Source organism: Hymenobacter negativus, from assembly GCF_016056375.1.
Classification (GTDB): Bacteria; Bacteroidota; Bacteroidia; order Cytophagales; family Hymenobacteraceae; genus Hymenobacter; species Hymenobacter negativus_A.
The window spans coordinates 184,605-211,524 of record NZ_JAEDAE010000005.1; the positions used below are offsets into that span (position 1 = coordinate 184,605).

Sequence of the window (26,920 nt, forward strand, 5' to 3'; positions counted from 1 at the left end):
TAAGTTGAAGCGCGGAACCTACACAACTTTCCTGTATTAACCTAATATTCCCATTTTGACACAATACTTTACCATTTATAGGCGGATTTTTGGCCTATCAAAAAACTCGTCAGCACGCCATATTGAACGTATTGATTGCCGGGCCACTGGCAGGTAGCCAGCACGCGCATCCAGCGCATATAACGTCAGCAAATTCTTTGTAAAAAGGTCATTCTCGCGGATAGCCTTTACTGTTACCGTGTCATCATAGGACACCACGCAGGCCACGTTGTGGAGTTGCTCCCATTTGCTTTCGGGGACGGGCCAGGCGATGACGCGCTGGCCGGAGTGCATCAGCGGCTCCATGCTGTCACCGTCTACTTCAAACACGACGGCACCTGTATAGCGCTCGGCCTCCTCGGGTGTGAGCAAGGAGAGGCGCACCGTTTCGAACTGTGATGGGTCTACGGCGGCCCCGCCTAAGCCAATGAAAGAGGCGCGGGCTTTAAAGCTGATGAATGGTAGTTCGACGGACGGCATATCCGATAGGAAGCCCAGCGCCTGTACATCAAAGGGGGCTTGACTAAACATCTCCCCTTCGCCGGTTTCAAGGAATGCCAGCGACACCTCACGGAATTGGTTAACCAAAGACAGAAGGTGACTTGCCGAAAACTTGCGCTTGCCGCTCTCGAATTCGGACCAGTGTGTGTTCAAAAAGCCTACTCCCTTAGCAAACTCTGTCTTGTTGCGTACCCGAGTGCGATTTTTCAAGGCGTAATACACATCAAAAACTCGCTGATTAACAGTCGATTGTGCTGTTTCAGTCATTTTTGGTTATTTTTTGGTTAAAATTATTGAGCCAATCCTTGCTTTTTGGTTAACCAATAATTTACCTTTGTCGTAGATAACGGTAATTAACCAAAGGTAGCCAAATGCAAACCAACCCAAAACCCGAAAGCCTCGCCAAGCTCCTGCCTGACGGTGAGGTCACGCGCATGGCAAAAGAGGCCGGCGTATCGCTGGCCGCTGTCAGCAAGGCACTTAAACGAGCACGCCCCGGCAACCGCTTCGTGATGGAAGCGCTGAACGTGGCCCGCAAATCCGGCACGCTGCAGGCGGCCCAGGATATTCTTTCTCTCAAACCCGCCGCCTAGGAAACGGCATTTCTCAACCAAACCCTTCACCTTCTTTCACACCCTCCCTTTCACGCATGAATAAGAACAAACCCTCCCTCATCCCCGAGCTGGGCAGCCCGCAGAACAAGCGGACGCGCCTCTCGGTGGCCGCCGGCTTCACCGAAACCGACCTACTACACCTCACGGCCCCGGTGCTCGACTTTCCCAAGGGCACGGTGCTGCCGGTGCTCGGCTACTGCATCGACGAGGAAGTCGACGGCACGCCCTACTGCGTGCGGGCCTACGTGCCGGGCCGGGGCACCACGTTTGCCGGGCGGCAGGCCAGCCGCTTCCGCACGGCGCTGCAGCGCGAGGTCTGGTTCGGCGGCATCCGCCCGCTGTTCTTCACCGAAATCGACGTCACCGACCACGCCGAGGCCCTGCGCCTGGAGCGCGTGGTGGAGGCCGTGGTGATTCCCATGTACGACTACCGCGGGTTCGACACCCTGCGCAAAGCCGCCTAGCGCCATGAACGTCGAGCTCACCAACGGCATCCTGCACCTGCACCTAAGCACGCCGCGCGAGATGGAGGTCATCCGCCTGGCGGCCACGGCCTATGCCGACCGGCTGGCGGCGGCCGAACTCGCCAACCGCACCTACCACATGGGCAGCAAGCCCACCCCCGACCGGGGCTACGACGACCGCCTGACGGCCCGCACCGGCCTTTCGGCCAGCACCTGCTACGAGTACCTGCGGCTCGACGCCAAGCGCGGCGGGCTGGTGGGCCGGCAGGTGGGCACCAAGTGGCTCATCACCGAGGAGGCCGTGCGCGCCTTCGAGGGCCGCCAAAAGCAGGCCGCTTAGTATACACGGCATACACTGCATACAGGTATACAATGCATACGGGTATACACTGCATACAAGTATGCAAAGCTTGCCTACCAGGTCCGGATTGCACGGCCCGCAACATGATTGACATGGTGGGCACTGGTTCGAGTCCAGTCCCCACTACGGGTTCGAGTCCCGTCTCCGAATTCGAATCCTCCCTTCTCTACAAAACGGCTACCATTTTTCACTTCTCCCTACTGCATTTCTTCATGCTTCCCTCCATTGAAACCATCGAGCAATTGATTGAAAGCCGCGACGGCCGTGGCTACGAGGCCCACTACGCCGCCAATAAGGTAGCCCGCCTGCGCCAGCTCTTCGCCGCCGAGCGTGCCCACTACGACGCCATTGTGCAGGCCTCGGACGAGCAGGTCATTGAAGTCACCATCCGCACCCGCCTGCAGACGGTGGTGGTGCCCGTTTCTGAGGCCACCGGCCAGCAAGTCGCCATGGAGCTGTGGGAAGCCCAAGGCAAGCGGCTCCACTCGCTGGAAGTCGAGATTCTCTCGGCCCTGCTGGAGCAGCACGACGAGGAGAGCCGCGGCGAAAGCACTTGTTCGCGTGCTCGCATCCTGGCCCTGTGCCTGCCCCAACCCGAAACCGTTCCCGTTGCGGTACCGGCCCAGTCCACCCCCACCCCGCCGCGTCTGCGGGCCGCCCGCGCCCACCGCGACGCCGACGTTCCTGCCTAAGCGCCGCCGGTTCCCATGAACGGCTACACCCTCGCCAACGCGTTCCGCAAGCTGCGCCCCACCGCTTCGTTCTCGTCCATCGAGGCCGACCTCTTCTACGAGTTGGTGGGCATCTGCAACGAGCGGAACTGGCCTACCGAGTTCCAATACTCAAACCCGCTTCTCTGTGCGACCCTCGGCATTTCGGAGAAATCGCTGATTACGGCACGCAACCGACTCAAGCAGGCAGGGCTATTGGAATTCACGTCAGGCCACAAGCGCAGCCCCACGGTGTACCGCTTCCTCGACCCCGATGCTCCGCAAATACCCTTACCTGAGGTAAGCCTAAACGGCAGTATAAACGGCAGTAAAAGCGGCACCCATACCGGCAGTATAAGCGGCACCCCTTATAAGGAACAAACAAAAAGGAAAAGGAAAACACCCTCTCCGGCTCCCGCCGTCGGGGCCGAGGATGCGCTTTCCTTCGAGGCTTTCTGGCTGGCCTACGGCAAGAAAGAAGACAAGCACAAGTGCGCTCAGCGCTGGGGGGCGCTGAGCCCGGCCGAGCAAACCGCGGCCCTGGCGGCCCTGCCGGCCTACGTGGCCGCCACGCCGGAGAAGCGCTACCGCAAAAACCCGCTTACCTGGCTCAACGGCCGGTGCTGGCTGGACGAAGAGGTGCCGGTGGCGGGCCCCGAACCCGCCCAACCGGCTCCCCGCCCGGCTCCGCTGCCGGCCAATTTCGACCCCTCCGCCCTGTTCCGCCCCGCCCTGTCCGGGGCGCTGGCCCCCAACCCCTCGCTTGCCCTGTCCACCGTCGAAGCCGCCTAACCGATTCGTTGCCATGCTCCCCTACCTCGACCCGGCGCTGACCCAGCAGCTGACCGACGACGCGGCCCACGCCCTGCGCCAGGCCCTGCTTCCGCTGGCCCAGAATGCCCGCCGTCGGCTGGCGGCCCTCGACCCCACGGCCAAAAACGCGGCCTTCGTGGTGCGCGATGTGCAGCAGACCGAAGCCGTGCTCGACGCGGTGTCGGCCTACCACTTCGCCGCCACCGGCGAGCGCAGCCTGGCCACCTACAACGTGGCCCAGCTGGCCCGTACGCTGGCCGCCACCACGCCCGCGCCGGACGTGGACTGGCAAGCCATCACCTACCGGCTCTTTGCCCGCTTCACTGCCTACAACCCGCCGCCCTCCCCCACCGTGGCCCGTGTGGCGGCCTTGCTCCAACAGCCCCACCTGCAGGCCCGCCGGGGCTGGCCGCTCGAACAGCGCCAGCAAGCGGCCCTGTGCACCTCCTACGCCCTCGACGCGCCCCATGCCGAACGCTGATTACTTCGCCGACCTGACCACTGCGCTACCCGAAGCCAACCCCACGGGCAAACCGGCTCCGCTGGCCAACCCCGCCGAGGCCTTGCTCAACCCGGCCGATGTGCTCGACGAGATGCGCGCGGCCTGGAACCGGCAGGACACCAACGGCTCGCCCACGCACTTCCCCACGTTGCAGGGCTGGTGGTCGTGGATGCCCGGCGAGGCCACGCTCGTCACGGGCTGGCCCGGTCACGGCAAAACCGAACTCATGCTGCAGCTCATGCTCGTCAAAAGCAAGTACGACGGCTGGACCTGGGGGCTGGACTGCCCGGAGAACATGCCCAGCTGGAAGCTGGTGCGCAAGCTGGTGCAGGCCTACGTGGGCCAGACCTGCAACCCCCGGTACCGCCGGCTGAGCTTCGCCGAGTACGAGGACGCCGCCGCGTGGGTGCTGCGCCACTTCCACATCGTCAACCCCCGCAAGGCCGGCAAGCTCGACGAGGTGCTGGCCGTGATGCAGCACGCGGCGGTGACGCACAAAACCAAGGGCTTCCTCTTCGACCCCTGGAACACGCTCACCGACAACCTGCGCGACTACGGCGGGCGCGACGACGAGATGCTCAAGCACCAGCTCGGCAAGCTCTGCGACTTCGCCGAGGACTACGACCAGTGCGCCATCGTCTGCGCCCACCCGGCCGGCGTGGCCCGCACGGCCGACGGCAAGCTCAAGGTGCCCGACCAGTTCAGCGTGGCCCAGGGCCGCATGTGGGCCAACAAGATTGACAACCTGCTCGTGGTGCACCGCCCGATGTACGACGAGAACCCCACCGACAACACGGTGGCCTTCCACGCCAAGAAAATCAAGGAACAGCCCGAAACCGGCTTTCCCACCTCTGCCGACGGCGTGGGCCTGAGCTACGAACGCACCACGTTCCGCTACACCGACCCCAAGCTGGGCCACTCGCCCCTGGACGTGAAGGCCGTCAACGCCTACCGCCAGCACGGCACCAACTACCTGCCCGCCGACGCACTGCCGGCCGATTTCCACCCCACCGGCCGCCTCGTCCGCATCCCTTACGCCAACGACTAACTCATATCCATGAAACGTTACCCCAAAGGCGTGCACGCCGCCACGCCGCACTTGCCCGGCCCCGGCCCGCTCTACATCGTCGACGGCCCGCGCCTGGCCAAAATCATGGGGCGGGCCTACCACCGCCACCTGCGCTGGGTTCGCTACCGCGTGGCCAGCCGCAACGGCGTGGTGTCTCCGTTCGCCCGGCTGCGCAACCGCCGACTCGCTGGCTGCTTCGACCGCCTGAGCGCGGCGCTGGCTCCTTTCCGCGAAACCCGCTCAACCGGCCACGCCGCGCTGGGCCTGCTGCTCGATGACCCGGAATGCCGGCCCCACGTTGCCCGGCACGTCCAGGACCTGCTGCACGAGATGGATTTTACCATCGGCGAGTACGAGCGCGCCTTCCGCTGGCTGCAAGCCCTCAAGCCCGACTACTACGGCGCGGACGAGGCCACGCAGGCACGCCAGGCGGCCCGGCTGCTGCCGTTCGACGCCAACCAGCTGCTCACGGAAATCAAGCCGCTGTACGAAGAGGCGGTGAACGATTTGCAGGCCCTCAAGCGCTTGCGCCCCCACTTATTTCCTCGCTTGTAACCCTTCCCCATCATGGCTAAAATCCCCGGACTCCAGGACGTCAACGACCACATCCACACCTGCCGCTTCGCCTACCTGCGCACCATCCTCTACCAGGAACGGAACGAACTCACCGCCGAGCAGCAGCACGACTACCAGTTTAAGATTGGGCACATGACCATTCTGCTCGAGGAGCTCAAAGACCACCTCTACAACCTACGCGGCCTGGCTATCGCCTGCGCCCACGGCTTGGCCGGCACCCAGCCCGACGACTACGAGCCCTGGGAGGAAGACGCCGACGGCAACGATGTAGAAGTGCCCTACGACCCCTACGCCGAAATGGCCTACCACCTGAGCGGCGAGAGCAGCGTGCGCCCGCACCAGCTTAGCAACTCGGTGCTGGCCTACATCGACCAGATGCCCCTGCGCGACCAGCTGCACGCCGAGGGCTTCCTGCAGCTGATGGGCGGCGAGCTGAGCGTGCTGCAGCAGGGCGTGCCCGGCACCGATTCGGCCCAGTACGCCAGCGTGGGCATCTCCGCCGCCCTCGAAGCGCTCGAATCCACGGCCTTCGTGCTCACCTACGAAGCCGACCTGGCCCGCGTGGAGGAACTTGTTATCACCCGCGGCCCGCTAGAGGAAATCGCGACACTACTCGGACCGCTGAAGCGAAAATTGCCGTGGGAGAAATAAGTAATCACCCACCAATTGACGCTTTGGCCGCAAGGTTATTCCTTAATGAAAATCAACGTAGCGCCAAACCCTTGCGAACCGCTGAAAGTGCTTTTCAAGGTGTAACCCTCCTGGGTAAGCGTTGTCACGAGCCGTTGAATCGTTAGTCCGGCCTCCTTCATGCTATTGGCGTTGAGCCCCCCGTTCAAGTCATACTCCTCGGTTTTGCCGTTCGGCCGCACCACCACCACTTTGCCGCGGCTGGCGAGGTCGACCATTCGCACCACAACGACTTCCCCCTTGACCGCCTGCGCACGCACCGGTACCGAGGCCAATGCCACCAGGCACGCCCCCAACAAGAATACTTTTTTCATAACCGCGAAGCTAATGCCCATCCGCACCGCCTCTCGCATCGACGCCAACCAGCCGGCCATTGTGGCCGCGCTGCGCGGCATTGGCGCCTCCGTGCTGCACCTGCACCAGCTCAAGAACTGCTTCGACTTGCTCGTGGGCTATCGTGGCCGCACGTTCCTGATGGAAGTGAAAGACCCGGCCCAGCCCCTGAGCAAACGACAGCTCACCGCCGGCGAGGCCGAGTTCCGCCGCACCTGGCGGGGCACACCCTACCACGTCGTGCACAGCGAGGACGAGGCCATCCGGCTGGTTACGGCTTCGGGGCCTCCTTGACAAATATCAGTGTGGTGAGAAAGACGTCTGCCGTAAAGGTGCTTTTCAAGGAATAGCCTTCTGAGTAGAGCTTCTGCACCACTTTCAGATAGCCTTGTCCAGAGTCACTTAAGCCTTTTTCGCCGTTCCCGCTGTTGAAACTACTGACCTCGTTTTTGCCACCGGCGCGGCTAATCACGACCCGAGCCGAGCCCCCATTGTCGAATACCCGCACCACGACAATATCCGGGTCACTCGCATAAGCCCGCACCGGATTCATACTCAGTGCCAGCAGGCACGCTCCCAAGAGTAACAGCTTTTTCATGGGGCCGAATGTAGCGCCCCGCTCCCCAACCCCACATGCTTTCCGCTAACCGTCTCTCTGCCCCAGCCGCTACCCCTTCGCTCCAGTCCCCCGCCCCCCGGCCAGCGCTGGACCTACCGCCCTACAACCCCGACCAGCACGTGCCCCCGCCACCGCCGATGCCTACCCTGACGGTGACCCCCAAAGGCGTGCTGCACCTGCACTCCAGCCTGCGCGAACGGCTGGGCCTGCACGAATGTCAGCCCATTGACCTGGTGCCCCCGGTTTGGAAAAGCCTGTTCTGGCACCTCGACCTGCGCAAGTGCGCGCCCCGCCAAATCTACTGGCACGCCAAGAAGCTGCGCGCCGACGGCATCAGCCTGCCGCCCGGCCTGGTGACCGAAAACCTGCTGTTCTACCTGCTGCCCGGCGAGCCCGGCCATGCCGGCTACTACCCGCTGCTGGCCGCCAACACCCTCGACCCCGCCTTCTATGCCCACCTTGCCCAGTAAGTCACCCGCCCGCCCGTGGATACCCAAAGCCCAGCCCACGGTGCGCAAGTCCTACCAGCGGCACGCCGAGCGCAGCCCGCTGTACGACTCGCCCCGGTGGCGGGCCCTGCGCCGGGCCCAGCTGCGCCAGGAGCCGTGCTGCCGCGCCTGTGCCGCGAAGAAGCGGGTGACGCCGGCTGTGGTGGCTGACCACATCGTCCCCTACCGCAACGGCTCGGACTTCTTCGACGCCCGCAACCTGCAGAGCCTGTGCACCCCGTGCCACGCCCGCAAGAGCGCCCAAGAAGGCCACGTGAGGCGCAAACAGGCCGCTTCGACACACCAGGCCACGCCCAGCCTCCGAAAGTGCCCCCAATGGCTGGAAATGGCCTTTAGGGGGTAGGGGGTCAAAATCCTCAATGAGGCGTCGCCAATAACCGTAGCCCGAAGTCAAATTTTCACACTGTCAAAATTCACCCCAAAGGGGGTACCCAATTATGCCACCCGGCCGCACCCCCAAACCAACCGCCCAAAAGAAGCTGGAAGGCACCCACCGCCCTGACCGCGAGGCAGCCAATGCCTTGGCCTTCGACCCGGCGCGCGATGCACTCGACCCGCCGGTCGACCTCAAGCCCGAGGCTGCCCGCCAGTGCTGGCGCGTCGTGGCGAAAGAACTGCATCAGAAGAGCATGCTAGCCACCGTGGACTTGGCCCTGTTGCGCGCCTACTGCTACCAGGTGGCGCTGATGATGGAGGCCGAAACGGAGTTAGAAACCAGCGGCAAAACCATTACCATCACCAATAAAGGAGGCGGCAGCTACGCAGTAAAGTCCCCATGGGTGGCCATCCTCTCCGACGCCACGGAGAAGGTCAGCAAGATTGGCCAGCAGTTCGGCTTCAGCCCCAGCAGCCGCACCCGCATCAGTGTTTCCAAATCAGAAAAAAAGCCCGCCGACCCGTGGGCCGAATTGTAATGAGCACCACCCGCGATTACTGCATCATTGCCCACCGCTACGCTACCAACATGGTGGCTGCCCACGCCGCCGAAGAAGCCATTAAGGTGGTTCTACGTCCCATTCTGCGGGACTTGCGCAAGTTGCGCGAGCAGGAAACACCCGACGAGGCGCAGGTGGCGGCCCTGGAAAAGCAGGCCGAAGCCCAGCGCCAGCGGATTTACGCCCTGCCCGTGCGCTGCGGCAAGTGGGTGGCGCTGGCCTGTGAACGACAGTTAAAGGATTTGCAGCGCAAACGCTTCAAGTACCGCTTCGACGAGGCGCGGGCGGCCCACGTCTGCAAGTTTATTGAGCTACTGCAGCATACCAAGGGCGAGTGGGCCGGCCGGCCCATCGTGCTGGAGGACTGGCAAATCTTTCTGCTCACCACCGTGTTCGGCTGGGTCGATGCCAGCGGCTACCGGCGCTACAAGGTCACCTACAAGGAAATCCCGCGCAAAAACGCAAAGTCTACCGTCAGCTCGGGCGTTGGCCTGTACATGCTCACCGCTGATGGCGAGGGCGGGGCCGAGGTGTATTCGGCAGCCACCACGAAGGACCAGGCTAAGATTGTGTGGCAGGATGCACACAGCATGGCAGCCAAAAGCAAAGGGCTTCAAAGCCGCTTTGGCGTACGCACGGCGGCTCACAGCATCTACACCGAAGAAGGCAGCAAGTTCCTAGCGCTGGCCCGCGACCAGGGCGGCAACCTCGACGGCCTGAACGTGCACTGCGGCATCATCGACGAGCTGCATGCCCACAAAACCCGCGAGATTGTGGACGTCATCGAAACGGCCACCGGTGCCCGCCGGCAACCGCTGCTCTGGCAAATCACCACGGCCGGCTTCAACCTGGCCGGCATCTGCTACGAAGTGCGCACCTACACCACCAAGGTGCTGGAAGGCCAGATTACGGACCATCAGCACTTCGGCATCATCTATACCATCGATTCGGATGACGACTGGGCCCACCCGAGCAGTTGGCAGAAGGCCAACCCCAACTGGGGCATCAGCGTGGGCGTCGAGGACATCACCCGCAAGGGCAACAAGGCCGTGAAAGTGGCTTCTGCCCGCGGCAACTTCAAAACAAAGCACCTCAACGTCTGGGTAAACGCCAACGAGGCGTGGATGGACATGCAGGCCTGGGAAACTGCAGCCGACCCGAGCCTGCGCCTGGCCGAATTCACAGGCGAAGAGTGCGTAGCAGCCGTCGATTTGGCGACCAAAGTGGACGTAGCGGCGCTGGTTCTGCTATTCAAACGAGACGAAATCTATTACCTCTTTCCCTTTTTCTGGCTGCCCGAAGCCGCGGCCGAAGGGGAGGAAAATGCCCACTATGCTGGCTGGGCAGCCGAGGGCTACATCAGTTTGACACCGGGCAACGTGACCGACCACAACGCCGTGCAGGACCGGGCGCGGGAGCTGGCTGCCGACCACCAACTACGCGCGTTGGCTTACGACCCCTGGCAGGCCCATAAGTTCGCCACGGAACTATCGGACGAAGGAATGGCGGTGCTGGAATACCGCATGACAGTGCAGAACATGAGCGAGCCGATGAAAGAGCTGCACGCCGCCGTCATTTCCGGCAAGCTGGTACACAACGGCAACCCGGCCATGAGTTGGATGATGAGCAACGTGGTGGCTCATACCGATGCCAAAGACAACATTTTTCCCCGCAAGGAAAACCCGAAGAACAAAATTGACGGCCCTGTGGCGGCCATCATGGCCATGGGCCAATGGCTCACGCCTACAGAAGACGAATACATCTACAGGGACCGGGGTCTGGTTTCCTTGTAAACCCCTCCCCCACTTACCCCCCATCGGCATAGTAACCCCGTCACCAGGGCATCGGAGCTTTGACCAAGCAATCCGACGCCGTGGCCCTGTTCGACTTCCTCACCCGCAAACCCAAGCCTGCCCCTGTAATGGGTGACCCCAACCAACCGGGCGGGGTGGCCACGCACGTGGGTGCTGGCGGTTACGGGGAAGCCGACCCGGCCTTCATGGCGTGGCTGGCCAACGGCGGCACTGGCCCCGTGGCATCGAGCGGCGTGGCCGTGAACGAAACCAGCGCCGTAACGCTGATGGCCGTGTGGGCCTGCGTGCGGGTGATTGCCGAGTCTGTGGCCCAGCTGCCGCTGCTCGTGCTCGACAAAAGCCAGAAGGGCAAAAACCGCCTGGCCACCGAGCACCCCAGCTACGTGCTGCTTGACGCCGAGCCCAACCCGCGCCAGACCGCCTTCAACTTCATCGAGCTCATGGTGGCCACGGTGGTGCTCTGGGGCAACGCCTACGCCATCATCGAGCGCGACAGCAGCTACAACCCCATCGGCCTGCACTGGGTGCACCCGCGCAACGTCACGGTCTGGGAATTCGAAGGCGAACTCTGGTATCAGATTGCCGGTGAGGCCCGCCCCCGTTCCTCGTCCGACATTTTCCACATCGCCGGCCTGGGCTTCAACGGCGTGACCGGCCGCTCGGTGCTGAGCGTGATGCGCGAAACCATCGAGCTGGGCCTGTCGGCGCAGAAATTCGGCAACAATTTCTTCACCAACGGGGCCAACATCGGCGGCGTGCTGGAGACAGCGGCCAAAGTCGACGACAAAGTCATCGACCGGCTGCGCAAGCAGTTTGCCGAGCAGTACCAGGGCCTGCAAAACAGCCACAAGCCTTTGCTGCTGGAGCAGGGGCTGACATATAAGCGGGTGGGCATGCCCCCGGCCGATGCCCAGTTCATCGAAACCAGCAAGATTTCGGCCGAGGGCATCGCCCGCGGCATGCGCGTGCCGCCGCACAAAATCGGCCTGCTGGAGCGCAGCACCAACAACAACATTGAGCACCAGGGCATCGAGTTCATCACCGACTGCCTGGGTCCTTGGCTGACCCGGTTCGAGGCAGAAGGCCGCCGCAAGCTGCTGCGCCAGGACCAAAAGGCCACTTACCGCATCAAATTCGACCGCGACCCGCTGCTGGCCGGCGACTTCGCGGCTCGTTCCACTTTCTACAAAACCATGTGGGGCGTGGGCCTGATGAGCGCCAACGACATCGCTGACATGGAGGACCGCGACCACGTGGACGGTGGCGATACGCGCTACGTGCCCCTGAACATGGTGCCCACCCACCTCCTCGAGCAGGTGCTGATGAAACCGGCCGCCAAAGCCCCCAGAAACGGCCAGCAAGCCCCCGACTCTACCCAAAAAGCGCCCGAAAACGCATGAAAAAGCCCTTGATTAGCACTCAAAACGGACCCGAAATTCGCTTCGCCGAAGGGCAAAAAGTGGGTTTGGAGTACCGAGCGGCCGCCGAAAGCGAGCCCAAAGTGCCAGAATACTTCGTCGGCAAGGCCATCGTGTGCGGCGTGCGCAGCAAAAACCTGGGCGGTTTTGTGGAAATCATCGACAAAGAGGCGCTGAAAGACGCCGATTTGAGCGACGTAAAGGGCCTCTTCAACCACGACCGCAACTACGTGCTGGGCACCATTAGTGCCGGCACGCTGGAGCTGACCGTCGACGCCGATGGGGGCCTGAGTTACCGCATCAAGTACGACCATCTCGACCCCGACCACGTGCGGGTGATGCGCAAAATTGAGCGCGGCGACGTGGTGGGCTCCTCGTTCGCGTTTCGGGTAGCACCCAACGGGGCGGACTGGGATTACGACGAGGAAGGCATGTACGTGCGCACCGTCACCAAAATCAGCCGCGTCTCCGACGTGTGCCCGGTCACCGACCCGGCCTATGCCGACACCGAAGCCGCCCAGCGTAGCCTCGGCGACTACCAACAGCAGCGGGCCAAGCCGGCTGGTCCTTCCCTGGACCAGCGCCGCCGGCAGCTGGCCCTGCTGGCCCACGCCCCTCAATAGTCTTCACCTCACCTTTTTCTGCAAATAAGTACCATGAAAAAATTACAGCAACTGCTGGAAGAGCGCGCCACCAAGCTCAAGGCCAACCAGGCCCTGATGGATGCCGCCGATGCGGACAACCACCGCGACTTGAGCGACGCGGAGGCCAAATCCTTCGACGCCAACACCGAGGAAATCCGCGCCCTCGACGAAAAAATTACCCGCGCTCGCGCCGCGGAGGAGCAACGGGCTACGCTGGCCGGCCAGAACGGCACCCGCCACGACAACGGCCTGAGCAACCAGGAAAACCGCGACCTGGGCAGCTACAGCATGCTCGAAGCCGTGCGCATGGCCAACGGTAACGTGGCCATGACCGGCCTCTACAAGGAGATGCACGAGGAAGCGCAGCGCGAAGCCCACCGATCCAACATTTCCGTCTCGCCCAAAGGCGTGATGATTCCGGGCCTGGTGCTGGAGCACCGCTCGACCGAGCAGCGCGCCGTAACGGCCACCGGTGGCGCCAACGGCAACCAAGGCGGCGTGGCCATCGCTACCAGCCTGGGCAGCTTCATCGACCAACTGCGCAACGCTCTCGTGCTGGCCGGTCTGGGGGCCGACTTCATGTACAATCTAGTGGGAAACCTCGACTTCCCGGTGGAAGATTCGGTGTTTGCGCCGACCTGGCTAACGGAAAACGCTACGGCGCAGGCCAGCAACCCGACCTTCAAAAAGCTCAGCATGATGCCCAAACGGGTGGCCGGCTTCCTCGACGTGTCGGACCGCATGCTGCTGCAAACCTCGCCCAGCATCGAAGCCCGCCTGCGCGGCCAGCTGCTTCGCGGCATGTCGGAGTCGATTGACCGCGCCGGCCTGATGGGCAGCGGCTCGGGCGAAGAGCCTACCGGCGTGCTCAACACGGCTGGCATCGGCGACGTGGCCATCGGCGCCAACGGCGGGGCGGCCACCTTCGACCACGTGGTGAAGCTCAAGGGCAAAGTGGACGCCAACAACGCCCTGTTGGGCTCGCTGGGCTACGCCACCAACACCGACGTGCGCACCCAGCTACAGCTCACCAAGAAGGATGCCGGCTCTGGCATTTTCGTGTGGGGCGACGACGACAACCGCCTGGGCGGCTACAAAGCCGGCGTGACCAACATCCTGCCCAACACGCTGGTGAAGGGCACGGCCAATACCTGCTCGCCGCTGGTGTTCGGCAACTGGAACGACCTGTACATCGGCATGTGGAGCGGCATTGAAATCCTGCCCGACCCTTACACGCAGGCCGCCAACGGCATGGTGCGCATGCACGTGAAATCTTTCGTGGACGTGCTCGTGGCCCGCGCCAAGAGCTTCGCCGCCGTGAAGGACATCCTGGGCGCCAACAACTAAATCCCTCCTACCCCTAGTCCAAAAGCCCCGGCTGCCTCGTGCAGTCGGGGCCTTTTGGGTGCCAATCGTTTCACTTTATTTCCCACGTCATGCCCCAAACCCCTGAACAGAAAGCCGCTGCTGAGAAAGCAAAGGCAGAAAAGGCGGCCGTCAATCAGCTACAGGAAGGCCAGCACTCCGCAGCGCTGAAGCCCATCGTTTTCCTGCGCAGCCACCCGAATTACGCCTACAACGCCGGCAACAAAGCCACGCTCAGCCAGGAGCACACCGACCTGCTGGTAAACGGCGGCTTTGCCCGCTTTGACGAGGCTGAAACGGCCGAGGCCCCTACCGACGAACAGCGCTAAAAGCTAACTCATGGCCCTGCCCATCACCCTGAACGACGCCAAAGCCCAGTGCCGCATCCCGCTCGCGGATACGGCCGAGGACGCGTTGCTGCAATCCTACCTGGTGGTGGCAGGGGCCATGTTTGAGCAGTTGAGCAAACGCAGCTTCGATGCCACCGGCGACGAGGAGCTGACCGCGAACGAACTGGCCATTGCCGGCCAGTGGCTGCTGCTCATGGTGGCCCACTTCTACGAGACGCGCCAGCCCGTCATCACGGACGTGCGTGCTGTGACGGTGGAAGTACCAAAAACGCTGGATTTTCTGATGGACTTAATCCGGGTGCCCACGCTATGAGCAACATCGGCAAGCGCAACCGGCAAATCCAACTACAGGCCCCCGCGCCCGTGGCCCAGAACGGCTACGGCGAACCCGCCCCGGCCAGCTTCAGCGACCAGGGCACGGAGTTCGCGCAGGTCATCTACTCCAGCGCCGGGCAGGAGTTGGTACAGGCCGCCCAGCAAACGGCCGTGCAGCCGGTGCAGTTCGTCATGCGCTACCGGGCCGACGTGCGGCCCACCTGGCAGGTCGACTTCGGAGGCACCATTCACCTGATTACCGCCGTCACCGAAATCGGCCGACGGCAAGGCCTCACCCTCACCACCCAGCGCCGTGGCTAATACTTCTGGTTTCAAAATAAAGGGCATTGAGGAGCTGAATCAGGTGCTGGCCGGCTTCGACGACAAGCTTGGCGCGCAGGTGCTGGACAAAATATTGCGCAAGGCCGCCGGGCCGCTGGTGCGCGAATCCAAACGCCTGAGCAGCAACGCCGACGTGACGGGGGAAACCACCAAGAGCATCGGCATCATCGCCAACCGCCGCAACAACAGCATCACCGTGGGTCCGCGCCGGGGCAACGGCTTCAAGGGCTACCACGCCCACTTGCTGGAGTACGGCACCGCGCCGCACCTCATCAAGGCCAAGGCCGCCGGCGGGCTGCTGCACTGGGCGGGAGGGGCGGCCACCCAGGTGCAGCACCCGGGCAGCGCGGCCCAGCCGTTCATGCGGCCGGCGTTCGACGCGACGGGTACCAGCATGGTGGAATCAATTAAGGACCAATGCCGCGAAATCATTGAAAGCGGCTTTAAATCAGTGTACAGGTAGTGGAACCCGGCCAGCTCATCTTCTCCCGCCTCAGCCAGGCGCCCAGCGTGGGCGGCCAGCTCCAGCATGTGCGCGACGGCCAGCCCGAGGTGAAGATTTACCCCGTGCTGGCTCCGCCGGACACGCCGCGGCCCTATCTCACCTACCAGCTTATCAGCAACGTGCCCGACGACTCGGCCGTGTGCGAGCTCGACGACCTGGCCCGGGTACAGATTTCCATTTTCGCTGATAGCTACGCCGGCATCTGCGGGCTGGCAAACGCCATCCGCCGGCAACTGCACCGCACCGAAACGGCTGGCACCTATCTGCTGCTCACCAACGAATTCGACCACGAACAGCCCGGCGCGCTGTGTTTTTTCCGCAGCCAGGATTACGAGGTAGAGCACACCCCCGCTTAAGCATTTTCTCACCTTTTTCTGCAAACACAATGGCTAAATCCAATATCAGAGGCCGCAACGTGGCCATGATGGTCGAAAAGGCCGAAGGCTCCAACACCTTCGTGCGCGTCGGCTGTATCGGCGACCTCGGCCTGAGCATCACCACCGAGTCCGACGAGGTAACCTGCTCGGACTCGACCGATTTCAAAGAGTTCGAGCCGGGCCAAATCAGCTTCGACGCCAACGGCAACCTGACCGTGCGCCAGCTCACCGACATGCCGGCCGGCAACGGCGGCACCACCGCGGCCCAGACCGACGCCACCGACGGCGTGAGCACGGAAAATTTCATCGACTGGCAGCTGCAGGGCCGCAAGCTGAAGCTGCGCTTCGATTTGGGGCAGGGCTCCGGCTCCGCCCGCTACGAGGCACAATTCTTCATCACCAAAGGCGACTTGAAGGCCCAGCTCAAGGGCGCGGCCACCTATGCCGTGGCCCTGCAGGGGACCGGCAAGATGGACAAAACCATTGCCGCTTAATTCCTGCCGTGGAAGTGACCCGACAACCCGTTCCGGCTTCCGGGCGGGCTGTCTGGGCGCAGACCGGCCGCTTTCTCATTCCTCACTTTCTCTTTTCACTGCATGAAATCCACTCCTTCATCCCTTGCTCCCTTGACCGCCGACGCCACGCGTGGCGAAGTGCTGCTCACCATCGGCGGCCGTCAGCGCCTGATTCGCTTCGGCCTCAAGTTCCTCAAAGCCCTCACTGAACAGCGCGGCGGCAACGGCCCGACGGATGTGCTCGAAACGTTGGAAAAAGCGCCACTGGCAGCCTTGCTTGACATGGCCACGCTGGCCATCACGTTGTGCGTGCCGGCGGCCGAGCTGCCCGAAGACTTCGACGCGCTACAGGCCATGGACGAGTTGCCTGCGGCTGAGCAAACCCAACTGTTTTCGGTGCTGCTGGCCAGTGTGTCGGCAAACCCTCTCATGGCGGCTTTGACCCAGACCAAAGCCGCCTAGCCCCCAACGCTACTCCCGCGCCGCCCGACACCTGGGACGACGTGGAAACCTTCGGCATCGGTGAGTTGGGCCTTAAGCCGAAGGCCTTCTGGCGCCTTACCTGGCGGGAGTACCGCATGCGGGCCGACGCTTTCCACCGCCAGGAAATCCGGGCGTGGCGGCGGACCCGCTGGCTGGGCACCATTCTCCTCAACGTGCACCGGGGGGAAGACGACCCGGCCCAGTTGCCGGAGGAGGTGCTCTACCTGCCCGGCGACCCGCCGCTGCTCACCATCAGCCCCGAAGAGCTCGACGCCGAACTGGCCCGCGTGGCCGCCCTAGACCCCGATTGGCTGTAAGCCCTCACCCTCCCTCTACCCATGTCCTCCATTTTAGCCAGCGTCAGTGTCTTCGTCGGAGCCGAGCTCAGCGAATTCAAGGCCAAAATGGCCGAGGCCCGCCGCGAGCTCCGCGGTCTGGTGAAGTTCAGCGAAGGACTGAAGGACATCGGCAGCAGCCTGACCCAGTACGTCACGGTGCCCCTGCTCGCCCTGGGCGGGGCATCCGTGGCGGCGTCGGCCAAAATTGACAGCCTGCGCCGGGGCTTGGAGGCCATCACGGTGCAGGAGCTCGGCAAGCAAGGTATCACGGGCCTGCAAGCCCTCCAGCAAGCGGCCAGCCTTACCACCGACCGCATGAAGGAGCTGCAGGTCATTGCCCGGCAGCCCGGTCTCGGTTTCGAGGGCGCGGTGCAAGGCGACGTGCGCTTGCGGGCGGTGGGCATTTCAGCCGAGCAATCCGCCAAAAGCATCAAGGCCTTCGCCAACGCCGTCGCCACCACCGGCGGGGGCAAATCCGAGTTCGACCGGGTGACCGTGCAGCTGGCCCAGCTCAGCGCTAAAGGCAAAGTGCTGGCACAAGACCTGCGCCCCATCATTGAGGCGGCCCCGGCCGTGTCGGGCGCGCTGCAAAAACTGTACGGCACGGTCGATTCGGAAACCATTTCGGCAAGCCTGAAAAAGCAAGGCCAGAGCAGCACCGACTTTATCGCGGTACTGACCGAGGAGCTCAGCAAGCTGCCGCAGGTAACGGGCGGCCTGAAGGCCATGTGGGAAAACGGCCTGGATGCGCTGACGCTCTCCGCCGCCAAGTTCGGCGACGGCGTTGCCAAAGCCTTCAACCTGCAGGAGGTGGGCCAGCAACTCACCGACGCCATTACCGGTTTGGGCGACCGGTTTGCCAGCCTCTCGCCGGGTGTCCAGAAAGCCATCGTTGTCCTGGGCTCCCTGGTGGCGGCCACCGGCCCGGTGGCCGTGGCGCTGGGCACACTGGGTGCCGCTACCCCGGCCGTCATTGCCGGGATTGGGTACCTTCGGGCTTCTGGCGCGGCGTTACAGGGGGCCTTTGCAGCTCTGCTCACGCCCACCGGCGCCGTTGTTGCGGTACTGGCCACCCTGGCAGCGGTGGTCTACGCGGCCGCTACGGCCAACGAACGGGCCTATGCCTCATTTCATGAACAGACGGCGGCGACGCGCCAACTCACGACGGAGATTTCGCCGCTGCTCGACCGCTACGATGAGCTGAAGAGCAAAACGGCGCTCTCGGTTGCCGAGCATGACGAGCTGAAAGCCATCATCGAGAAGGTGACAGGGGTGCTGCCGGACGCGGGCAAAGGCATGGACCAGTACGGCCATGCCATCGAGCTGGTCACCGACAAGGCCCGGACGCTGATTGCCCAGAACCAGGAGTTGGACAAAAAGATTGCCCTACAAAGCCTGCCGGCCCAGCTCAAGAAGCTGGACGAGCTGCAGCAGGCTTACGCCTACTTGGCACGGGTGCGGGACGAGATTTCCAAAAAGGGCACCTACAATGGCCTTGCACTCGAAGACCTGCCCGTCGATGTGCTGCTCGAATTTCGCAAAAGCGTCAGCAGCACCACGGAGGCGCTGGAGGCGCAGAAAAAGCGGGTAGCTGAGCTACGCGCCACGATTAGTGGGCTGGGCGAAGCCTACGAAGAGGTAAACGGCCTGAACAGTGTCGGCCTTGCCGGCGCGGCTGCGCAGGAACAGGGACTGCTGGCGGCCCTGCGCGAACGGCTAAAACTGGTGAAGGAGCAGCGGGAGAACGAAACGTCGTTGCAGGCGATTGCGGCCGACAACAAGGTCATCAAGAGCCTGGAGGCCCAGATTGCCGCGCTGGAAGGCATCGACAAGCAGAGCAAAAAGGCACAAGATGCCCTACAGAAACTGGCTGCGGAGTTGCGTGGCAATGGGGCGCTTTCGGTGGCACTCGGGGCCGATTACGATTTCCTGAAAGAGCGTCAGAAGATTCTGGAAAGCGGGCTGAAAAGCCTGGTGCAGGCGGGTGTTTCCCCGGCCAGCGCCGCGTTTCGTCAGTACGCCGCCCAACTCAAGGAGGTCAATCAGGTTCTGGGAGACAACGACGCGCTCAGTCAGCGGTTCTATAAAAACGCCGACCTGCGCAAGGATGCGCCGCAACGAGAGTTGGCCAACCCGTTCAGCGACACCTCACAGCTGGACAAGGCCGGCGGCCGCAATCCCTACGAGCGGCCGGGGCGGCTGCTGCCCCTGCCCGGGTACGACACGTCGGCACTCGGCGAATCGGCCCAAAAGGCCCGCACGGCGTTCGGCCTGCTGAGCGATGCCCAGAAGTTTGCGTTTCAAAAAACGCTCGACTTCAACGTGAACATGGAAGCCGCCATCGCGCAGCTCAGCACCAGCATTGCCCCGCTGCTGGCGGATTTTGCCGGCCAGTTTGGCGATGCGTTTGGCAGCATCGTGGCGGGCACGGCAACAGCGGGCGAAGCCATGACGCAGCTGTTCTCGGGCATTTTGGGCACGCTCTCCGGCTTCATGGCCGATTTTGGCAAGCAACTCATTGCCATCGGCATCGGCAAGCTGTCCCTGGACACGTTGTTTAACGGCCCGCAAGGCGGCCCATTGGCGATTGCTGCCGGCCTCGGCCTAGTGGCCCTGGCCGGCGTGACCAAGGCCATTGCCAGCAGCGCCAGCAGCAGCCTGTCAAAAGTCACGAGTGTGGGCAGCGGCGGCGCCAGTGGCAACTTTGGCCAGTCCACTCCCCAGAAGATTCAGGTAGAAGTCGTGGGCACTCTGCGCGGGGCCGGGAAAGATTTGGTGGCTGTGTTGAGTGCGCAGGACTACCGGCGCCTACGGACTAGTTAGCCAATATTCTGGTCTTTCTTTGCCATGACGCCAATATACGGTTAGGTAATATTCAGCTTGCTCGCCTCATCCAAAACAAGCAGTGGGATTAGTGCGGCAACGGACACGTCCGGCGCCACCCGCATCCCCAAGTAGTCTGCGCTTTTCATAGCGGGCCAAAACTTATTTTTCAAACAGGTTGCGAGCCTATATATAAGGAACGCGCGCGCGCTCGTTCCTGTAATGAGCGCATAATCAATAGGATTTATTCTCGCAAGATAAAGTTGAACAAGTTTTCCACATACCACGTTTCCGGCTTAGATTCGTGACTTACTGATTGTTTTGGTCATTCGTCACGCAGTTCATGCCCCCAGTTCTTTCCGCACACAACTACACCGCCTACTGCTCTACCACGTCACAAACCCACCAAATAACATGGACTACTGGAGCCGGGATGCGCCTGCTGGAATGCTTTCAAGAAAGTAGCCGTACCGGCCGCGTCAATCCATTTACATACGAGCACGTTGCTAACTGGATTCGGATGTCGAGCTACGAGGTTGCTTTCCCTATCCCCAGCATGCCCAATCTTACATTATTCCTCTGCAAAAGCGCAGGTGTTGTGTACGAAGTGTATGCTAACCTTCTGCCCGCTGTTGCAGCAGATACCTTGCCTCGTTGCGAGGTTGTCAGTTTTGCAGTTTGCACTAATGCGGAACTATTAAGCAAGGTCAACTAAGTGCCCACCCTCTTTCTATACTACTCATGGCAGACATTCAGAAAAGGCCCGCAACGGGCAATAAAAGCACCGCTGGACCAAAACGTATCTACGAACCTCACGGTCATTTCCGCGACTCTTACGGCGCAAGCCATCGCTACGCAGGCGTCAGCGCGAAAGCAAGCCACACCACACCTTCCTACCCTTCCGACATCTTTGACAGCCGTGCCGATTACGATGCTGCCATGCGTGGGGTAGCTGCTCGTATCGCTAGCGGCGAGATTCGACGCAAAAAACCACACTAGAATTAAATCATGTAACGACTTCCAAGCCCCGCTCCCCAGCGGGGTTTTTTTGTACCCGCTCTCCCCCACTTACCCCCCATCCGCCCACCTGTTTGCGTAACCCGCGCCCGGAACTTTGGGCGTGTCCTACGTGCTGCTCCGTCGTACTCCCATCGCCAACACCGCGCCCGCCACGGGCTACACGGTGTTCGTGGACCAGTACGACCTGAGCGCCCGCCGGCCCTACCGCGACGCCTACCAGGCACTGACCAACACCGGGGCCCATGCCGCCTTCGAGCTGGCCGTCGGCGCGCTGGTGCCGGGGGCCTCGTTCTGCGTCAACCAGACCCAGCGGCAGGTGAAATACGCGGGCGACGGCAAGGTGAGCACCCACGACGTGCCCGGTGCCCCGGCCTGCGTCAGCAGCCTGCATGACCTGGTGCTCACCACCGCCCACACCAGCTCCCTGTACGCCGCGGATGCGTACCTGACGGCTACCTGGGCCGGTGGGGCGGGCCCCGTGCGGGTGCGCTGCGCCCTGCTGGCCGCCGGCACCACGGGCGCCGCGGATTTCTACACCGAGCTCAACCTACCGGCCGGCACTACCACCGTGGTAATTCCGCCGCTGGTGGCCACGCCCGCTGTCGTAGCCCCGAGCCTGGTGGCCGACGTGGCCCGCTACGAGCGCTTGGCCACGGCCGCGCCCGCACCGGCCTTGGCTTGTGGCCGCTACCGTGTGGAGGTGCTCGAAGAAACCGGCGGCATTCTTGCCGGCGAAATCACCGTGCTCCCCTCCCTGGCGCCAGGCGCGGTGGATGCCTACAAAGTGGCGTACACGGCGGCTCCGGCCTACCTGTCCTTCGGCAGTGCGCCGTTCGTCGTGGTGGCCCGCTTCGGCCGCTTTGCCAACACCACGGTGGACGGCCTGGTCGGCCTTTACAGCGACGCCCCGGCGGCCGGCAACCTATTCACCCGCTACGCGGTGCAGGCCACTTCGGAAAGCCGCGCCGTGTTTTCGGCCACCCTGTACAACCCCGCCACGGGCACCCTGAGCGATTATACGGCCACGGTGGACATTCCCCGGGCCACCACCAACGTCAGCCTGCTCGACGTCCTGCCCGCCGCGGCCTACTGCCTGCCGGCCGGCACGCCCATCGGCACCGCCGGCGTGTACAGCAACGGGCAGGGCGGCGTGGTGAACCTGGGCAGCCCCGTCGCGGCCTCGCCCCGGCTGGCGCTGGCCAACCTCGTGTATTTTCACCCGCCCACCCCCAGCAGCGCCACGGGCGGCGTAATGGTGGAGGCCGTCAGCTTCGACGATGCGCTGCCAAAGCTGTCGGCCGACGAGTACCTGGTCACGGGCGGGCCCTTCCCGCGCTACGCGCTGCTGAGCAGCACCGGGGCGGAACTGGCCGTGAACAGCACCGGCCGCTTCGGCGGGCTGCTGGCCGGGGCTTACACCGTGCGGGTGCGGGGCCAACTCGTGGGCGGCCTGACGCTCGACGTGCCGGTGACGCTCACGGCCGCCTACGGCCTGAAGTACCGGCTGCGCTTCGCGGACGTGCGGGTAAACAAGCCCTGCCGGCTCGAACTCTGGGCGCGGGGCTACGCCGGCCCGGTGCTCGACCTGTGCGGGCAGGCCGAGCCGGTCACGCTCGAAACCGAGGGCTTTGCCGGCGGCAACACGCAGGCCGACCTGCCGAACAGCATCGGCAGCAGCCTGACCATGCGCCTGCGCACGCCCCCCGGCGAACTGGCCGACCTGCTGGCCGACGACCGGGCCTGCCGCGCCGATTTTTACTACGACGAGGCACTTGAATTCACGGGCTACGTGCAGCCCGACATCTACGAGGAGCCGCTGGTGGGCACCACGGTCGCCGTGGAGCTCACCGCCACCGACGGCCTGGCCGCGCTCAAGGACGTGGACTTTGCCGGCCACGTGGGCCAGGAGCTGCGCGGCCGGCGGCCCGTGCTCAACACGCTGCTCCACTGCCTGAGCCGCACGGGCCTGGCCCTGCCGGTGGCCGTGTTCACCAACCGCCGGGCGCTGGAGATGAGCAGCGACGAGCAGCCCGAAACCGCCCTCTACACCGACCGGCTGGCCTATGCTCCTGGCGGCAAGCCCATGGATTTGCGTGCGGTGCTCAATGCCTTGACTGAACTGCTGGGCGGCACGCTGGTGCAGCGCAACGGGCGCTGGGAAGTGCGTTCGGCCCTGGAAGCGGCCGGCGTTAACAGCCCGGCCGGGTACGTGCTGCTGACGCTGCCCACCCCGGCCGACCTGACCACGGGCCAGGTACAGCTCGTTTCCTGGCTGGTCGCGGACGGGGTCACGGTCACGGCGGGGCAGTCGGTGGCCGAGGTGCAGTACGAGGTGCAGCCCGGCGGCGTGGGCGCGCCCCTCACGGTCAACGAACTGCTGGCCAGCCCGGTGGCCGGCGTGTTGAGGCAGGCGGTCAGTGCCGGCACCAGCTACCCGGCCGGCAGCACTATCGGCGACCTGCCCGTGCCCGCCCGCACGCTCCCCGTACCCGGCCGGGCCTACGACGCGGCCGGCGACCACGCCGCCAATGAAGCAGCGCCCACCCCGGCCCACCGCATCGCGCCGGCCCGCCTGGCCGGTTCCTCGGTCGTTGCGCCGCTGTTTTGGCGCGAGGCCAGCCAGCGCCAGCAGCGCCGCGCCGGCTGGCGCTACCTGACGGCCGGGGGCGACGCCACCTACGCCGGTAACGCCTTCCGGCCGGGCGACTACTTTTCCGATGCCGCCTTCTGGGACGCCAGCGGCACGGCCCTGCGGCCCGAAACCGGCTGGCAGGCCGGCAGCGCGGCCGGCCCGGCCCCGGCCGCCTCGTTTCCCCTGCGGTTGGTGGAAGCCGGCGCGAAAGCCGAGGAGCTGGCCACGCAGTGGCCGCAAGCCAGCAGCCGCCTGGACAGCCGCTACCTCGAATCCGAGCTGGCCCCGGTTGCCGCCGATGCCGAGGGCGTGGCCTGCGAAATCAGGGCGGAGGCCAAATTCTACTACGGCCGGGAGCTGAGCAATGCCGCCGACATTCTCCAACAACTCACGGCCTCGCTCTGGGTGGAGGTGCATTACCGGCAGGCCGACGGCCAACCCGGCCTGCTGGGCGCGGTGCTCGCCTTTCCGGTGGCCCCGAAGCTAACCGACGGCTTTACCACGGCCACCGCCCACCTGCCCCTGGCCCTGCTGCCCGGCGGCACCCGGCCGCGCATTCGGGTGCACGCCTACACCTACACCGACCCGCTGCGCGCCCGCGAGGGCCAGCTGCCGGCCGTGTTGCTGCTCAAGTCCGTGGCCGTGCAGTTGCTGCCGCAGGGTGCCAGCTGGAACGCGGCCGAGAGCTACTACGCCAGCGGCGCCGGCGGCAGCGTGCGGCCGGCCGGCCTGGACGTCTTTCACGTCGATGCGCCGCAGCGGGCCGGCCTATTTGGCGGCGTGGCCCACGCCTTCCGCCGCAGCGTCACCCGGGGGCCAGCAGCCAACCCGGCCACCAGCTGGGCCCGCGCCGACGACTTGAAGCCGGCGCCGCTGCTGGCCGCCGCTGTGCTCGATACGCTGGCCCTGCGCGCCAACCCTTCGCGGGTGCTCACCGGCACCGTGAAGCACCAGCGCCGCGCGCCCGCGCCGCTCGATGCTGTGGACGCGCCCTACGACGCGCCCGGCCGCCGCTTTGCCGTGGGCGCGCGCACCTGGCACGTCAAGTCCGCCGAAACCGAGGCGGCCCTGGTCGAAATCGGTTCGGGCGAAACCCTGGTGCCGGCTACCCTCCCGCCCCGGGTGCTGCTGGTGCGCGGCCGCACGCAAAACCGCGTGCGCCTCCTTTTATCACGCCGCGGCGGTGTCCGCGCCATTCGCTAACCCATGCCCGCTACCCCCCTGCCTGCTGGCACCCCCAGCGAAGGTTATTACATCAACGACGAGGACCGCTTTGCCGGCTCGACGGCCCAGCTGCTGGCCAGCCTGCTCCTGCTCGACACCCCCGACGCCGCCGCCGCGGCCGGATGGGTGAGCCGCAGCGTAGCGGTGCAACAGCTGCTGGATTTTTTCCGGTCGCGGCAGGCCGGCAACGCCCTGTTCGGCAGCACCAAAATCGCTATCAACCTGGCCGGCCGGGATGCCCTGGACCCGCTCACGATGGGCCTCGAAACCGAGTGCATCCTCATCGACCCGCAGCCCGGTGCGCCCAAGCGCTACCGCCTGCAGTACACGCCCTACACTACGCCCGGCTGCCTGACGGTGTGGCGCGATGGCTACAGCTTTGGTGGGCAGCAGAGCACCGCGCAGTGGGTGGATGCGGCCAGCCCGTTGAGCCTGCTCCGGGAGTTCAGCGAAGACCCGGCCGGCTACGTGTACGCGGCCGGCGACCTGCGCCGGGGCTACGTCACCGGGGCCACGGAAGAGCAAATTTTCCGCCGCACCGCCGCCGGAGCGGCAACTGCACCCACCGACGTGGCGGGCAATGCCGATTGGGAGCACGTCAACGGGCCGGATGCGCCGCAGCCCAATGCGGTCAGCTGGCCCAACCTCATTGGCGACCCGGCCGACAGCGCGGCCCTGATGGACTTGCTGAGCCAGTATGCGGGCGTCGCCTACGTGGACGCCACCGAGGCCCAGCTGCAATCCGAAATTGACGACCTCGACACGCGCATCACGCAGGCGGAGAACGATGCGGACGCACTGGATTTGCGGGTAGACGCCGCTGAAGCGTCGCTGCTCAGCCGGCTGAAGGTTCGCGGCGCGTGGGCCGCCAATACGCTCTACGCCGCCAACGACGTGGTGACCTACCTGGGCACGCCCTACTACCGCACCGGCGCGGCGTTTACGAGCGGCAGCAGCTTCGACCTGAGCAAGTGGACCGCCTTCGGCATCGACAAGCGGGCGCTGCCGAACTACCAGTCGGAAATCGTGGTCGATGCCGGCTACGACGATTCGTTCCATGCCATTGGCGGCCAGGCCTACGCCATTTCCGTAGCCGATTTTGCCGTGTATGCCGTCGGCCCGGCCAGCTACGGCCGGGTAGACGCCTACCGCAACACGGGCACAGGGCCGGTGACCATCACGGCCCCGTCCGGCACCACCATCGACGGGGCGGCCAGCCTCGTGCTGCCGGCCACTGGCGATGCCGTGTGGCTGAAAGCGCAGGCCGGGGGCTACGCGGTGGTACTGGATGCGCGCAAAGCCACCGGCGGCGGCGGCGGTGCTGCCATCGACTACGCCAACCCCATCACGCTGAGCGCGCCCACCACGCTGGCCTCGTTCAAGGCGTACCACCTGACCGGCACGGGGTACACCCTGACGCTGCCCACCGGCACCGTGGGCGATTTGATTTCGGTCAACGTGGACCCGGCCGCCACCGGCGTCTACACCGTGGGGCCGCGCAAGCTCATTTCCGGCGAACTGATGGAGTTCATTCGCCTGACCGGCGGCTGGACCAAGAAAACCGCCGCCACGCTGCCCATTCGGGCCGCCATCAAAACCGCCATTGGCGACCAATCGGCCTTGATTCCGGGCGATTACAAGTACCTCAACTTCACCGGGGGCCTCACCGCCGATTCCACCCCCAACCTGCCCGGCCTGCTCAAAGCCGACGGCAAGAGCCTGGTGGTGCAGCGCGACTGCAACGCCACGGTGACCATCAACGGCGTGCTGGAAAACCTGCAAAACGGGGGCACCTACGCCATCGGCCTGAATGCCAACGCGCCAGGCATGAGCGGCAACAACACCCGCTACCAGATACCGGCTGGCCCCGGCAACAACTTCCCCGGCCTGAGCTACACCGGCTTTTTCGCGGCCGGCACCGAACTCACGGTCAACATTTTCGCCTCTGCCGGCGGCAACCTGCGCGGCACCTACGCGGCCGACCCCTACGTGCTGCAATTCATCGAACTCCTGACCTAAG

Annotated in this window: 32 protein-coding genes; 29 read left to right on the top strand and 3 right to left on the bottom strand. The window is 64.2% G+C overall.

From position 1 onward, the window contains the following. Positions 1-75: 75 nt before the first annotated feature. Positions 76-807 carry a S24 family peptidase gene (locus I7X13_RS12985; protein ID WP_198075820.1) on the bottom strand — a complete coding sequence of 244 codons (732 nt, stop codon included), beginning with the start codon at positions 805-807 and terminating at the stop codon, positions 76-78. A 104-nt stretch (positions 808-911) separates the two neighbouring features. On the opposite strand from I7X13_RS12985, the gene I7X13_RS12990 reads away from it, so the two are divergent. The 9 genes from I7X13_RS12990 (at position 912) to I7X13_RS13030 (ending at position 6,300) form a co-directional block, all read left to right on the top strand. Then, complete coding sequence (locus I7X13_RS12990) at positions 912-1,133, top strand: hypothetical protein (protein WP_198075821.1); 222 nt, start codon at positions 912-914, stop codon at positions 1,131-1,133. Positions 1,134-1,189: 56 nt separating this feature from the next. Continuing rightward, complete coding sequence (locus I7X13_RS12995; RefSeq protein WP_198075822.1) at positions 1,190-1,618, top strand: hypothetical protein; 429 nt, start codon at positions 1,190-1,192, stop codon at positions 1,616-1,618. A 4-nt stretch (positions 1,619-1,622) separates the two neighbouring features. Then, positions 1,623-1,958, top strand: a complete 336-nt coding sequence (locus I7X13_RS13000) for a hypothetical protein (protein WP_198075823.1) — start codon at positions 1,623-1,625, stop codon at positions 1,956-1,958. Between the two features lie 233 nt (positions 1,959-2,191). Further along, entirely contained in the window at positions 2,192-2,671 is a 480-nt protein-coding gene (locus I7X13_RS13005) for a hypothetical protein (RefSeq protein ID WP_198075824.1), read from the top strand. A gap of 15 nt (positions 2,672-2,686) precedes the next feature. Then, a complete protein-coding gene (locus I7X13_RS13010) occupies positions 2,687-3,481 on the top strand; it encodes a hypothetical protein (RefSeq protein ID WP_198075825.1) in 795 nt (264 codons plus the stop codon). A 13-nt stretch (positions 3,482-3,494) separates the two neighbouring features. Continuing rightward, entirely contained in the window at positions 3,495-3,983 is a 489-nt protein-coding gene (locus I7X13_RS13015; RefSeq protein ID WP_198075826.1) for a hypothetical protein, read from the top strand. Continuing rightward, entirely contained in the window at positions 3,970-5,052 is a 1,083-nt protein-coding gene (locus I7X13_RS13020; RefSeq protein WP_198075827.1) for a P-loop NTPase family protein, read from the top strand. Before I7X13_RS13015 ends, I7X13_RS13020 begins: the two co-directional genes overlap by 14 nt. Before the next feature lie 9 nt (positions 5,053-5,061). Beyond that, positions 5,062-5,628 carry a hypothetical protein gene (locus I7X13_RS13025; protein WP_198075828.1) on the top strand — a complete coding sequence of 189 codons (567 nt, stop codon included), beginning with the start codon at positions 5,062-5,064 and terminating at the stop codon, positions 5,626-5,628. A 12-nt stretch (positions 5,629-5,640) separates the two neighbouring features. Further along, positions 5,641-6,300 (top strand): hypothetical protein, encoded by a 660-nt coding sequence (locus I7X13_RS13030; protein ID WP_198075829.1) that lies wholly within the window; start codon positions 5,641-5,643, stop codon positions 6,298-6,300. 35 nt (positions 6,301-6,335) lie between these two features. Here the strand turns inward: I7X13_RS13030 and I7X13_RS13035 are convergent, their stop codons facing one another. Next, the gene (locus I7X13_RS13035; protein WP_198075830.1) at positions 6,336-6,653 is read right to left on the bottom strand and encodes a hypothetical protein; all 318 of its coding nucleotides are present in this window, start codon (positions 6,651-6,653) and stop codon (positions 6,336-6,338) included. A 13-nt stretch (positions 6,654-6,666) separates the two neighbouring features. Between I7X13_RS13035 and I7X13_RS13040 the strand changes: the two genes are divergently transcribed. Continuing rightward, complete coding sequence (locus I7X13_RS13040) at positions 6,667-6,966, top strand: hypothetical protein (RefSeq protein WP_198075831.1); 300 nt, start codon at positions 6,667-6,669, stop codon at positions 6,964-6,966. On the opposite strand, the gene I7X13_RS13045 is transcribed toward I7X13_RS13040, so the two are convergent. Further along, the gene (locus tag I7X13_RS13045) at positions 6,944-7,270 is read right to left on the bottom strand and encodes a hypothetical protein (RefSeq protein ID WP_198075832.1); all 327 of its coding nucleotides are present in this window, start codon (positions 7,268-7,270) and stop codon (positions 6,944-6,946) included. The two genes, I7X13_RS13040 and I7X13_RS13045, sit on opposite strands and share 23 nt — an antisense overlap. 35 nt (positions 7,271-7,305) lie before the next feature. Here I7X13_RS13045 and I7X13_RS13050 point away from each other — a divergent pair, with 35 nt between their 5' ends. The 19 genes from I7X13_RS13050 (at position 7,306) to I7X13_RS13140 (ending at position 26,919) form a co-directional block, all read left to right on the top strand. Next, entirely contained in the window at positions 7,306-7,761 is a 456-nt protein-coding gene (locus I7X13_RS13050) for a hypothetical protein (protein WP_198075833.1), read from the top strand. Further along, the gene (locus tag I7X13_RS13055; protein ID WP_198075834.1) at positions 7,742-8,143 is read left to right on the top strand and encodes an HNH endonuclease; all 402 of its coding nucleotides are present in this window, start codon (positions 7,742-7,744) and stop codon (positions 8,141-8,143) included. The genes I7X13_RS13050 and I7X13_RS13055 overlap by 20 nt, the downstream gene beginning before the upstream one ends. Before the next feature lie 94 nt (positions 8,144-8,237). Continuing rightward, entirely contained in the window at positions 8,238-8,714 is a 477-nt protein-coding gene (locus I7X13_RS13060; protein WP_198075835.1) for a phage terminase small subunit P27 family, read from the top strand. Then, a complete protein-coding gene (locus I7X13_RS13065) occupies positions 8,714-10,528 on the top strand; it encodes a terminase large subunit (RefSeq protein ID WP_198075836.1) in 1,815 nt (604 codons plus the stop codon). The genes I7X13_RS13060 and I7X13_RS13065 overlap by 1 nt, the downstream gene beginning before the upstream one ends. 59 nt (positions 10,529-10,587) lie before the next feature. Further along, positions 10,588-11,949 (top strand): phage portal protein, encoded by a 1,362-nt coding sequence (locus I7X13_RS13070; RefSeq protein WP_198075837.1) that lies wholly within the window; start codon positions 10,588-10,590, stop codon positions 11,947-11,949. Next, a complete protein-coding gene (locus I7X13_RS13075) occupies positions 11,946-12,590 on the top strand; it encodes an HK97 family phage prohead protease (RefSeq protein ID WP_198075838.1) in 645 nt (214 codons plus the stop codon). The genes I7X13_RS13070 and I7X13_RS13075 overlap by 4 nt, the downstream gene beginning before the upstream one ends. Before the next feature lie 33 nt (positions 12,591-12,623). Further along, a complete protein-coding gene (locus tag I7X13_RS13080; protein ID WP_198075839.1) occupies positions 12,624-13,958 on the top strand; it encodes a phage major capsid protein in 1,335 nt (444 codons plus the stop codon). A gap of 89 nt (positions 13,959-14,047) precedes the next feature. Beyond that, the gene (locus I7X13_RS13085; RefSeq protein ID WP_198075840.1) at positions 14,048-14,305 is read left to right on the top strand and encodes a hypothetical protein; all 258 of its coding nucleotides are present in this window, start codon (positions 14,048-14,050) and stop codon (positions 14,303-14,305) included. A gap of 10 nt (positions 14,306-14,315) precedes the next feature. Next, a complete protein-coding gene (locus I7X13_RS13090) occupies positions 14,316-14,639 on the top strand; it encodes a head-tail connector protein (protein ID WP_198075841.1) in 324 nt (107 codons plus the stop codon). Further along, positions 14,636-14,962 (top strand): phage head closure protein, encoded by a 327-nt coding sequence (locus I7X13_RS13095; protein ID WP_198075842.1) that lies wholly within the window; start codon positions 14,636-14,638, stop codon positions 14,960-14,962. Before I7X13_RS13090 ends, I7X13_RS13095 begins: the two co-directional genes overlap by 4 nt. Then, on the top strand, positions 14,955-15,446 hold the full coding sequence (locus tag I7X13_RS13100; protein ID WP_198075843.1) for an HK97-gp10 family putative phage morphogenesis protein: 492 nt from the start codon (positions 14,955-14,957) through the stop codon (positions 15,444-15,446). Before I7X13_RS13095 ends, I7X13_RS13100 begins: the two co-directional genes overlap by 8 nt. After that, entirely contained in the window at positions 15,446-15,844 is a 399-nt protein-coding gene (gp17, locus tag I7X13_RS13105) for a tail completion protein gp17 (RefSeq protein ID WP_198075844.1), read from the top strand. The genes I7X13_RS13100 and gp17 overlap by 1 nt, the downstream gene beginning before the upstream one ends. Positions 15,845-15,873: 29 nt before the next feature. Then, entirely contained in the window at positions 15,874-16,359 is a 486-nt protein-coding gene (locus tag I7X13_RS13110) for a phage tail protein (protein ID WP_198075845.1), read from the top strand. A 102-nt stretch (positions 16,360-16,461) separates the two neighbouring features. After that, positions 16,462-16,842, top strand: a complete 381-nt coding sequence (locus I7X13_RS13115) for a hypothetical protein (protein WP_198075846.1) — start codon at positions 16,462-16,464, stop codon at positions 16,840-16,842. A 41-nt stretch (positions 16,843-16,883) separates the two neighbouring features. Continuing rightward, on the top strand, positions 16,884-17,180 hold the full coding sequence (locus I7X13_RS13120; RefSeq protein WP_198075847.1) for a phage tail assembly chaperone: 297 nt from the start codon (positions 16,884-16,886) through the stop codon (positions 17,178-17,180). 21 nt (positions 17,181-17,201) lie between these two features. Further along, on the top strand, positions 17,202-20,024 hold the full coding sequence (locus I7X13_RS13125; protein WP_198075848.1) for a tape measure protein: 2,823 nt from the start codon (positions 17,202-17,204) through the stop codon (positions 20,022-20,024). Positions 20,025-20,765: 741 nt separating this feature from the next. Further along, on the top strand, positions 20,766-21,023 hold the full coding sequence (locus tag I7X13_RS13130) for a hypothetical protein (protein WP_198075849.1): 258 nt from the start codon (positions 20,766-20,768) through the stop codon (positions 21,021-21,023). Positions 21,024-21,153: 130 nt separating this feature from the next. Continuing rightward, the gene (locus tag I7X13_RS13135) at positions 21,154-24,879 is read left to right on the top strand and encodes a hypothetical protein (protein ID WP_213019079.1); all 3,726 of its coding nucleotides are present in this window, start codon (positions 21,154-21,156) and stop codon (positions 24,877-24,879) included. A 3-nt stretch (positions 24,880-24,882) separates the two neighbouring features. Next, positions 24,883-26,919, top strand: coding sequence for a hypothetical protein (locus I7X13_RS13140; RefSeq protein WP_198075851.1), 2,037 nt, complete (start codon positions 24,883-24,885; stop codon positions 26,917-26,919). Position 26,920 lies beyond the last annotated feature (1 nt).

Excerpts from the sequence above, each read along its gene's own strand:
- I7X13_RS12985 (WP_198075820.1), bottom strand. The coding sequence starts at position 807 with ATGACTGAAACAGCACAATCGACTGTTAATCAGCGAGTTTTTGATGTG.
- I7X13_RS12990 (WP_198075821.1), top strand. The coding sequence starts at position 912 with ATGCAAACCAACCCAAAACCCGAAAGCCTCGCCAAGCTCCTGCCTGAC.
- I7X13_RS12995 (WP_198075822.1), top strand. The coding sequence starts at position 1,190 with ATGAATAAGAACAAACCCTCCCTCATCCCCGAGCTGGGCAGCCCGCAG.
- I7X13_RS13000 (WP_198075823.1), top strand. The coding sequence starts at position 1,623 with ATGAACGTCGAGCTCACCAACGGCATCCTGCACCTGCACCTAAGCACG.
- I7X13_RS13005 (WP_198075824.1), top strand. The coding sequence starts at position 2,192 with ATGCTTCCCTCCATTGAAACCATCGAGCAATTGATTGAAAGCCGCGAC.
- I7X13_RS13010 (WP_198075825.1), top strand. The coding sequence starts at position 2,687 with ATGAACGGCTACACCCTCGCCAACGCGTTCCGCAAGCTGCGCCCCACC.
- I7X13_RS13015 (WP_198075826.1), top strand. The coding sequence starts at position 3,495 with ATGCTCCCCTACCTCGACCCGGCGCTGACCCAGCAGCTGACCGACGAC.
- I7X13_RS13020 (WP_198075827.1), top strand. The coding sequence starts at position 3,970 with ATGCCGAACGCTGATTACTTCGCCGACCTGACCACTGCGCTACCCGAA.
- I7X13_RS13025 (WP_198075828.1), top strand. The coding sequence starts at position 5,062 with ATGAAACGTTACCCCAAAGGCGTGCACGCCGCCACGCCGCACTTGCCC.
- I7X13_RS13030 (WP_198075829.1), top strand. The coding sequence starts at position 5,641 with ATGGCTAAAATCCCCGGACTCCAGGACGTCAACGACCACATCCACACC.
- I7X13_RS13035 (WP_198075830.1), bottom strand. The coding sequence starts at position 6,653 with ATGAAAAAAGTATTCTTGTTGGGGGCGTGCCTGGTGGCATTGGCCTCG.
- I7X13_RS13040 (WP_198075831.1), top strand. The coding sequence starts at position 6,667 with ATGCCCATCCGCACCGCCTCTCGCATCGACGCCAACCAGCCGGCCATT.
- I7X13_RS13045 (WP_198075832.1), bottom strand. The coding sequence starts at position 7,270 with ATGAAAAAGCTGTTACTCTTGGGAGCGTGCCTGCTGGCACTGAGTATG.
- I7X13_RS13050 (WP_198075833.1), top strand. The coding sequence starts at position 7,306 with ATGCTTTCCGCTAACCGTCTCTCTGCCCCAGCCGCTACCCCTTCGCTC.
- I7X13_RS13055 (WP_198075834.1), top strand. The coding sequence starts at position 7,742 with ATGCCCACCTTGCCCAGTAAGTCACCCGCCCGCCCGTGGATACCCAAA.
- I7X13_RS13060 (WP_198075835.1), top strand. The coding sequence starts at position 8,238 with ATGCCACCCGGCCGCACCCCCAAACCAACCGCCCAAAAGAAGCTGGAA.
- I7X13_RS13065 (WP_198075836.1), top strand. The coding sequence starts at position 8,714 with ATGAGCACCACCCGCGATTACTGCATCATTGCCCACCGCTACGCTACC.
- I7X13_RS13075 (WP_198075838.1), top strand. The coding sequence starts at position 11,946 with ATGAAAAAGCCCTTGATTAGCACTCAAAACGGACCCGAAATTCGCTTC.
- I7X13_RS13080 (WP_198075839.1), top strand. The coding sequence starts at position 12,624 with ATGAAAAAATTACAGCAACTGCTGGAAGAGCGCGCCACCAAGCTCAAG.
- I7X13_RS13085 (WP_198075840.1), top strand. The coding sequence starts at position 14,048 with ATGCCCCAAACCCCTGAACAGAAAGCCGCTGCTGAGAAAGCAAAGGCA.
- I7X13_RS13090 (WP_198075841.1), top strand. The coding sequence starts at position 14,316 with ATGGCCCTGCCCATCACCCTGAACGACGCCAAAGCCCAGTGCCGCATC.
- I7X13_RS13095 (WP_198075842.1), top strand. The coding sequence starts at position 14,636 with ATGAGCAACATCGGCAAGCGCAACCGGCAAATCCAACTACAGGCCCCC.
- I7X13_RS13110 (WP_198075845.1), top strand. The coding sequence starts at position 15,874 with ATGGCTAAATCCAATATCAGAGGCCGCAACGTGGCCATGATGGTCGAA.
- I7X13_RS13115 (WP_198075846.1), top strand. The coding sequence starts at position 16,462 with ATGAAATCCACTCCTTCATCCCTTGCTCCCTTGACCGCCGACGCCACG.
- I7X13_RS13125 (WP_198075848.1), top strand. The coding sequence starts at position 17,202 with ATGTCCTCCATTTTAGCCAGCGTCAGTGTCTTCGTCGGAGCCGAGCTC.
- I7X13_RS13130 (WP_198075849.1), top strand. The coding sequence starts at position 20,766 with ATGGCAGACATTCAGAAAAGGCCCGCAACGGGCAATAAAAGCACCGCT.
- I7X13_RS13140 (WP_198075851.1), top strand. The coding sequence starts at position 24,883 with ATGCCCGCTACCCCCCTGCCTGCTGGCACCCCCAGCGAAGGTTATTAC.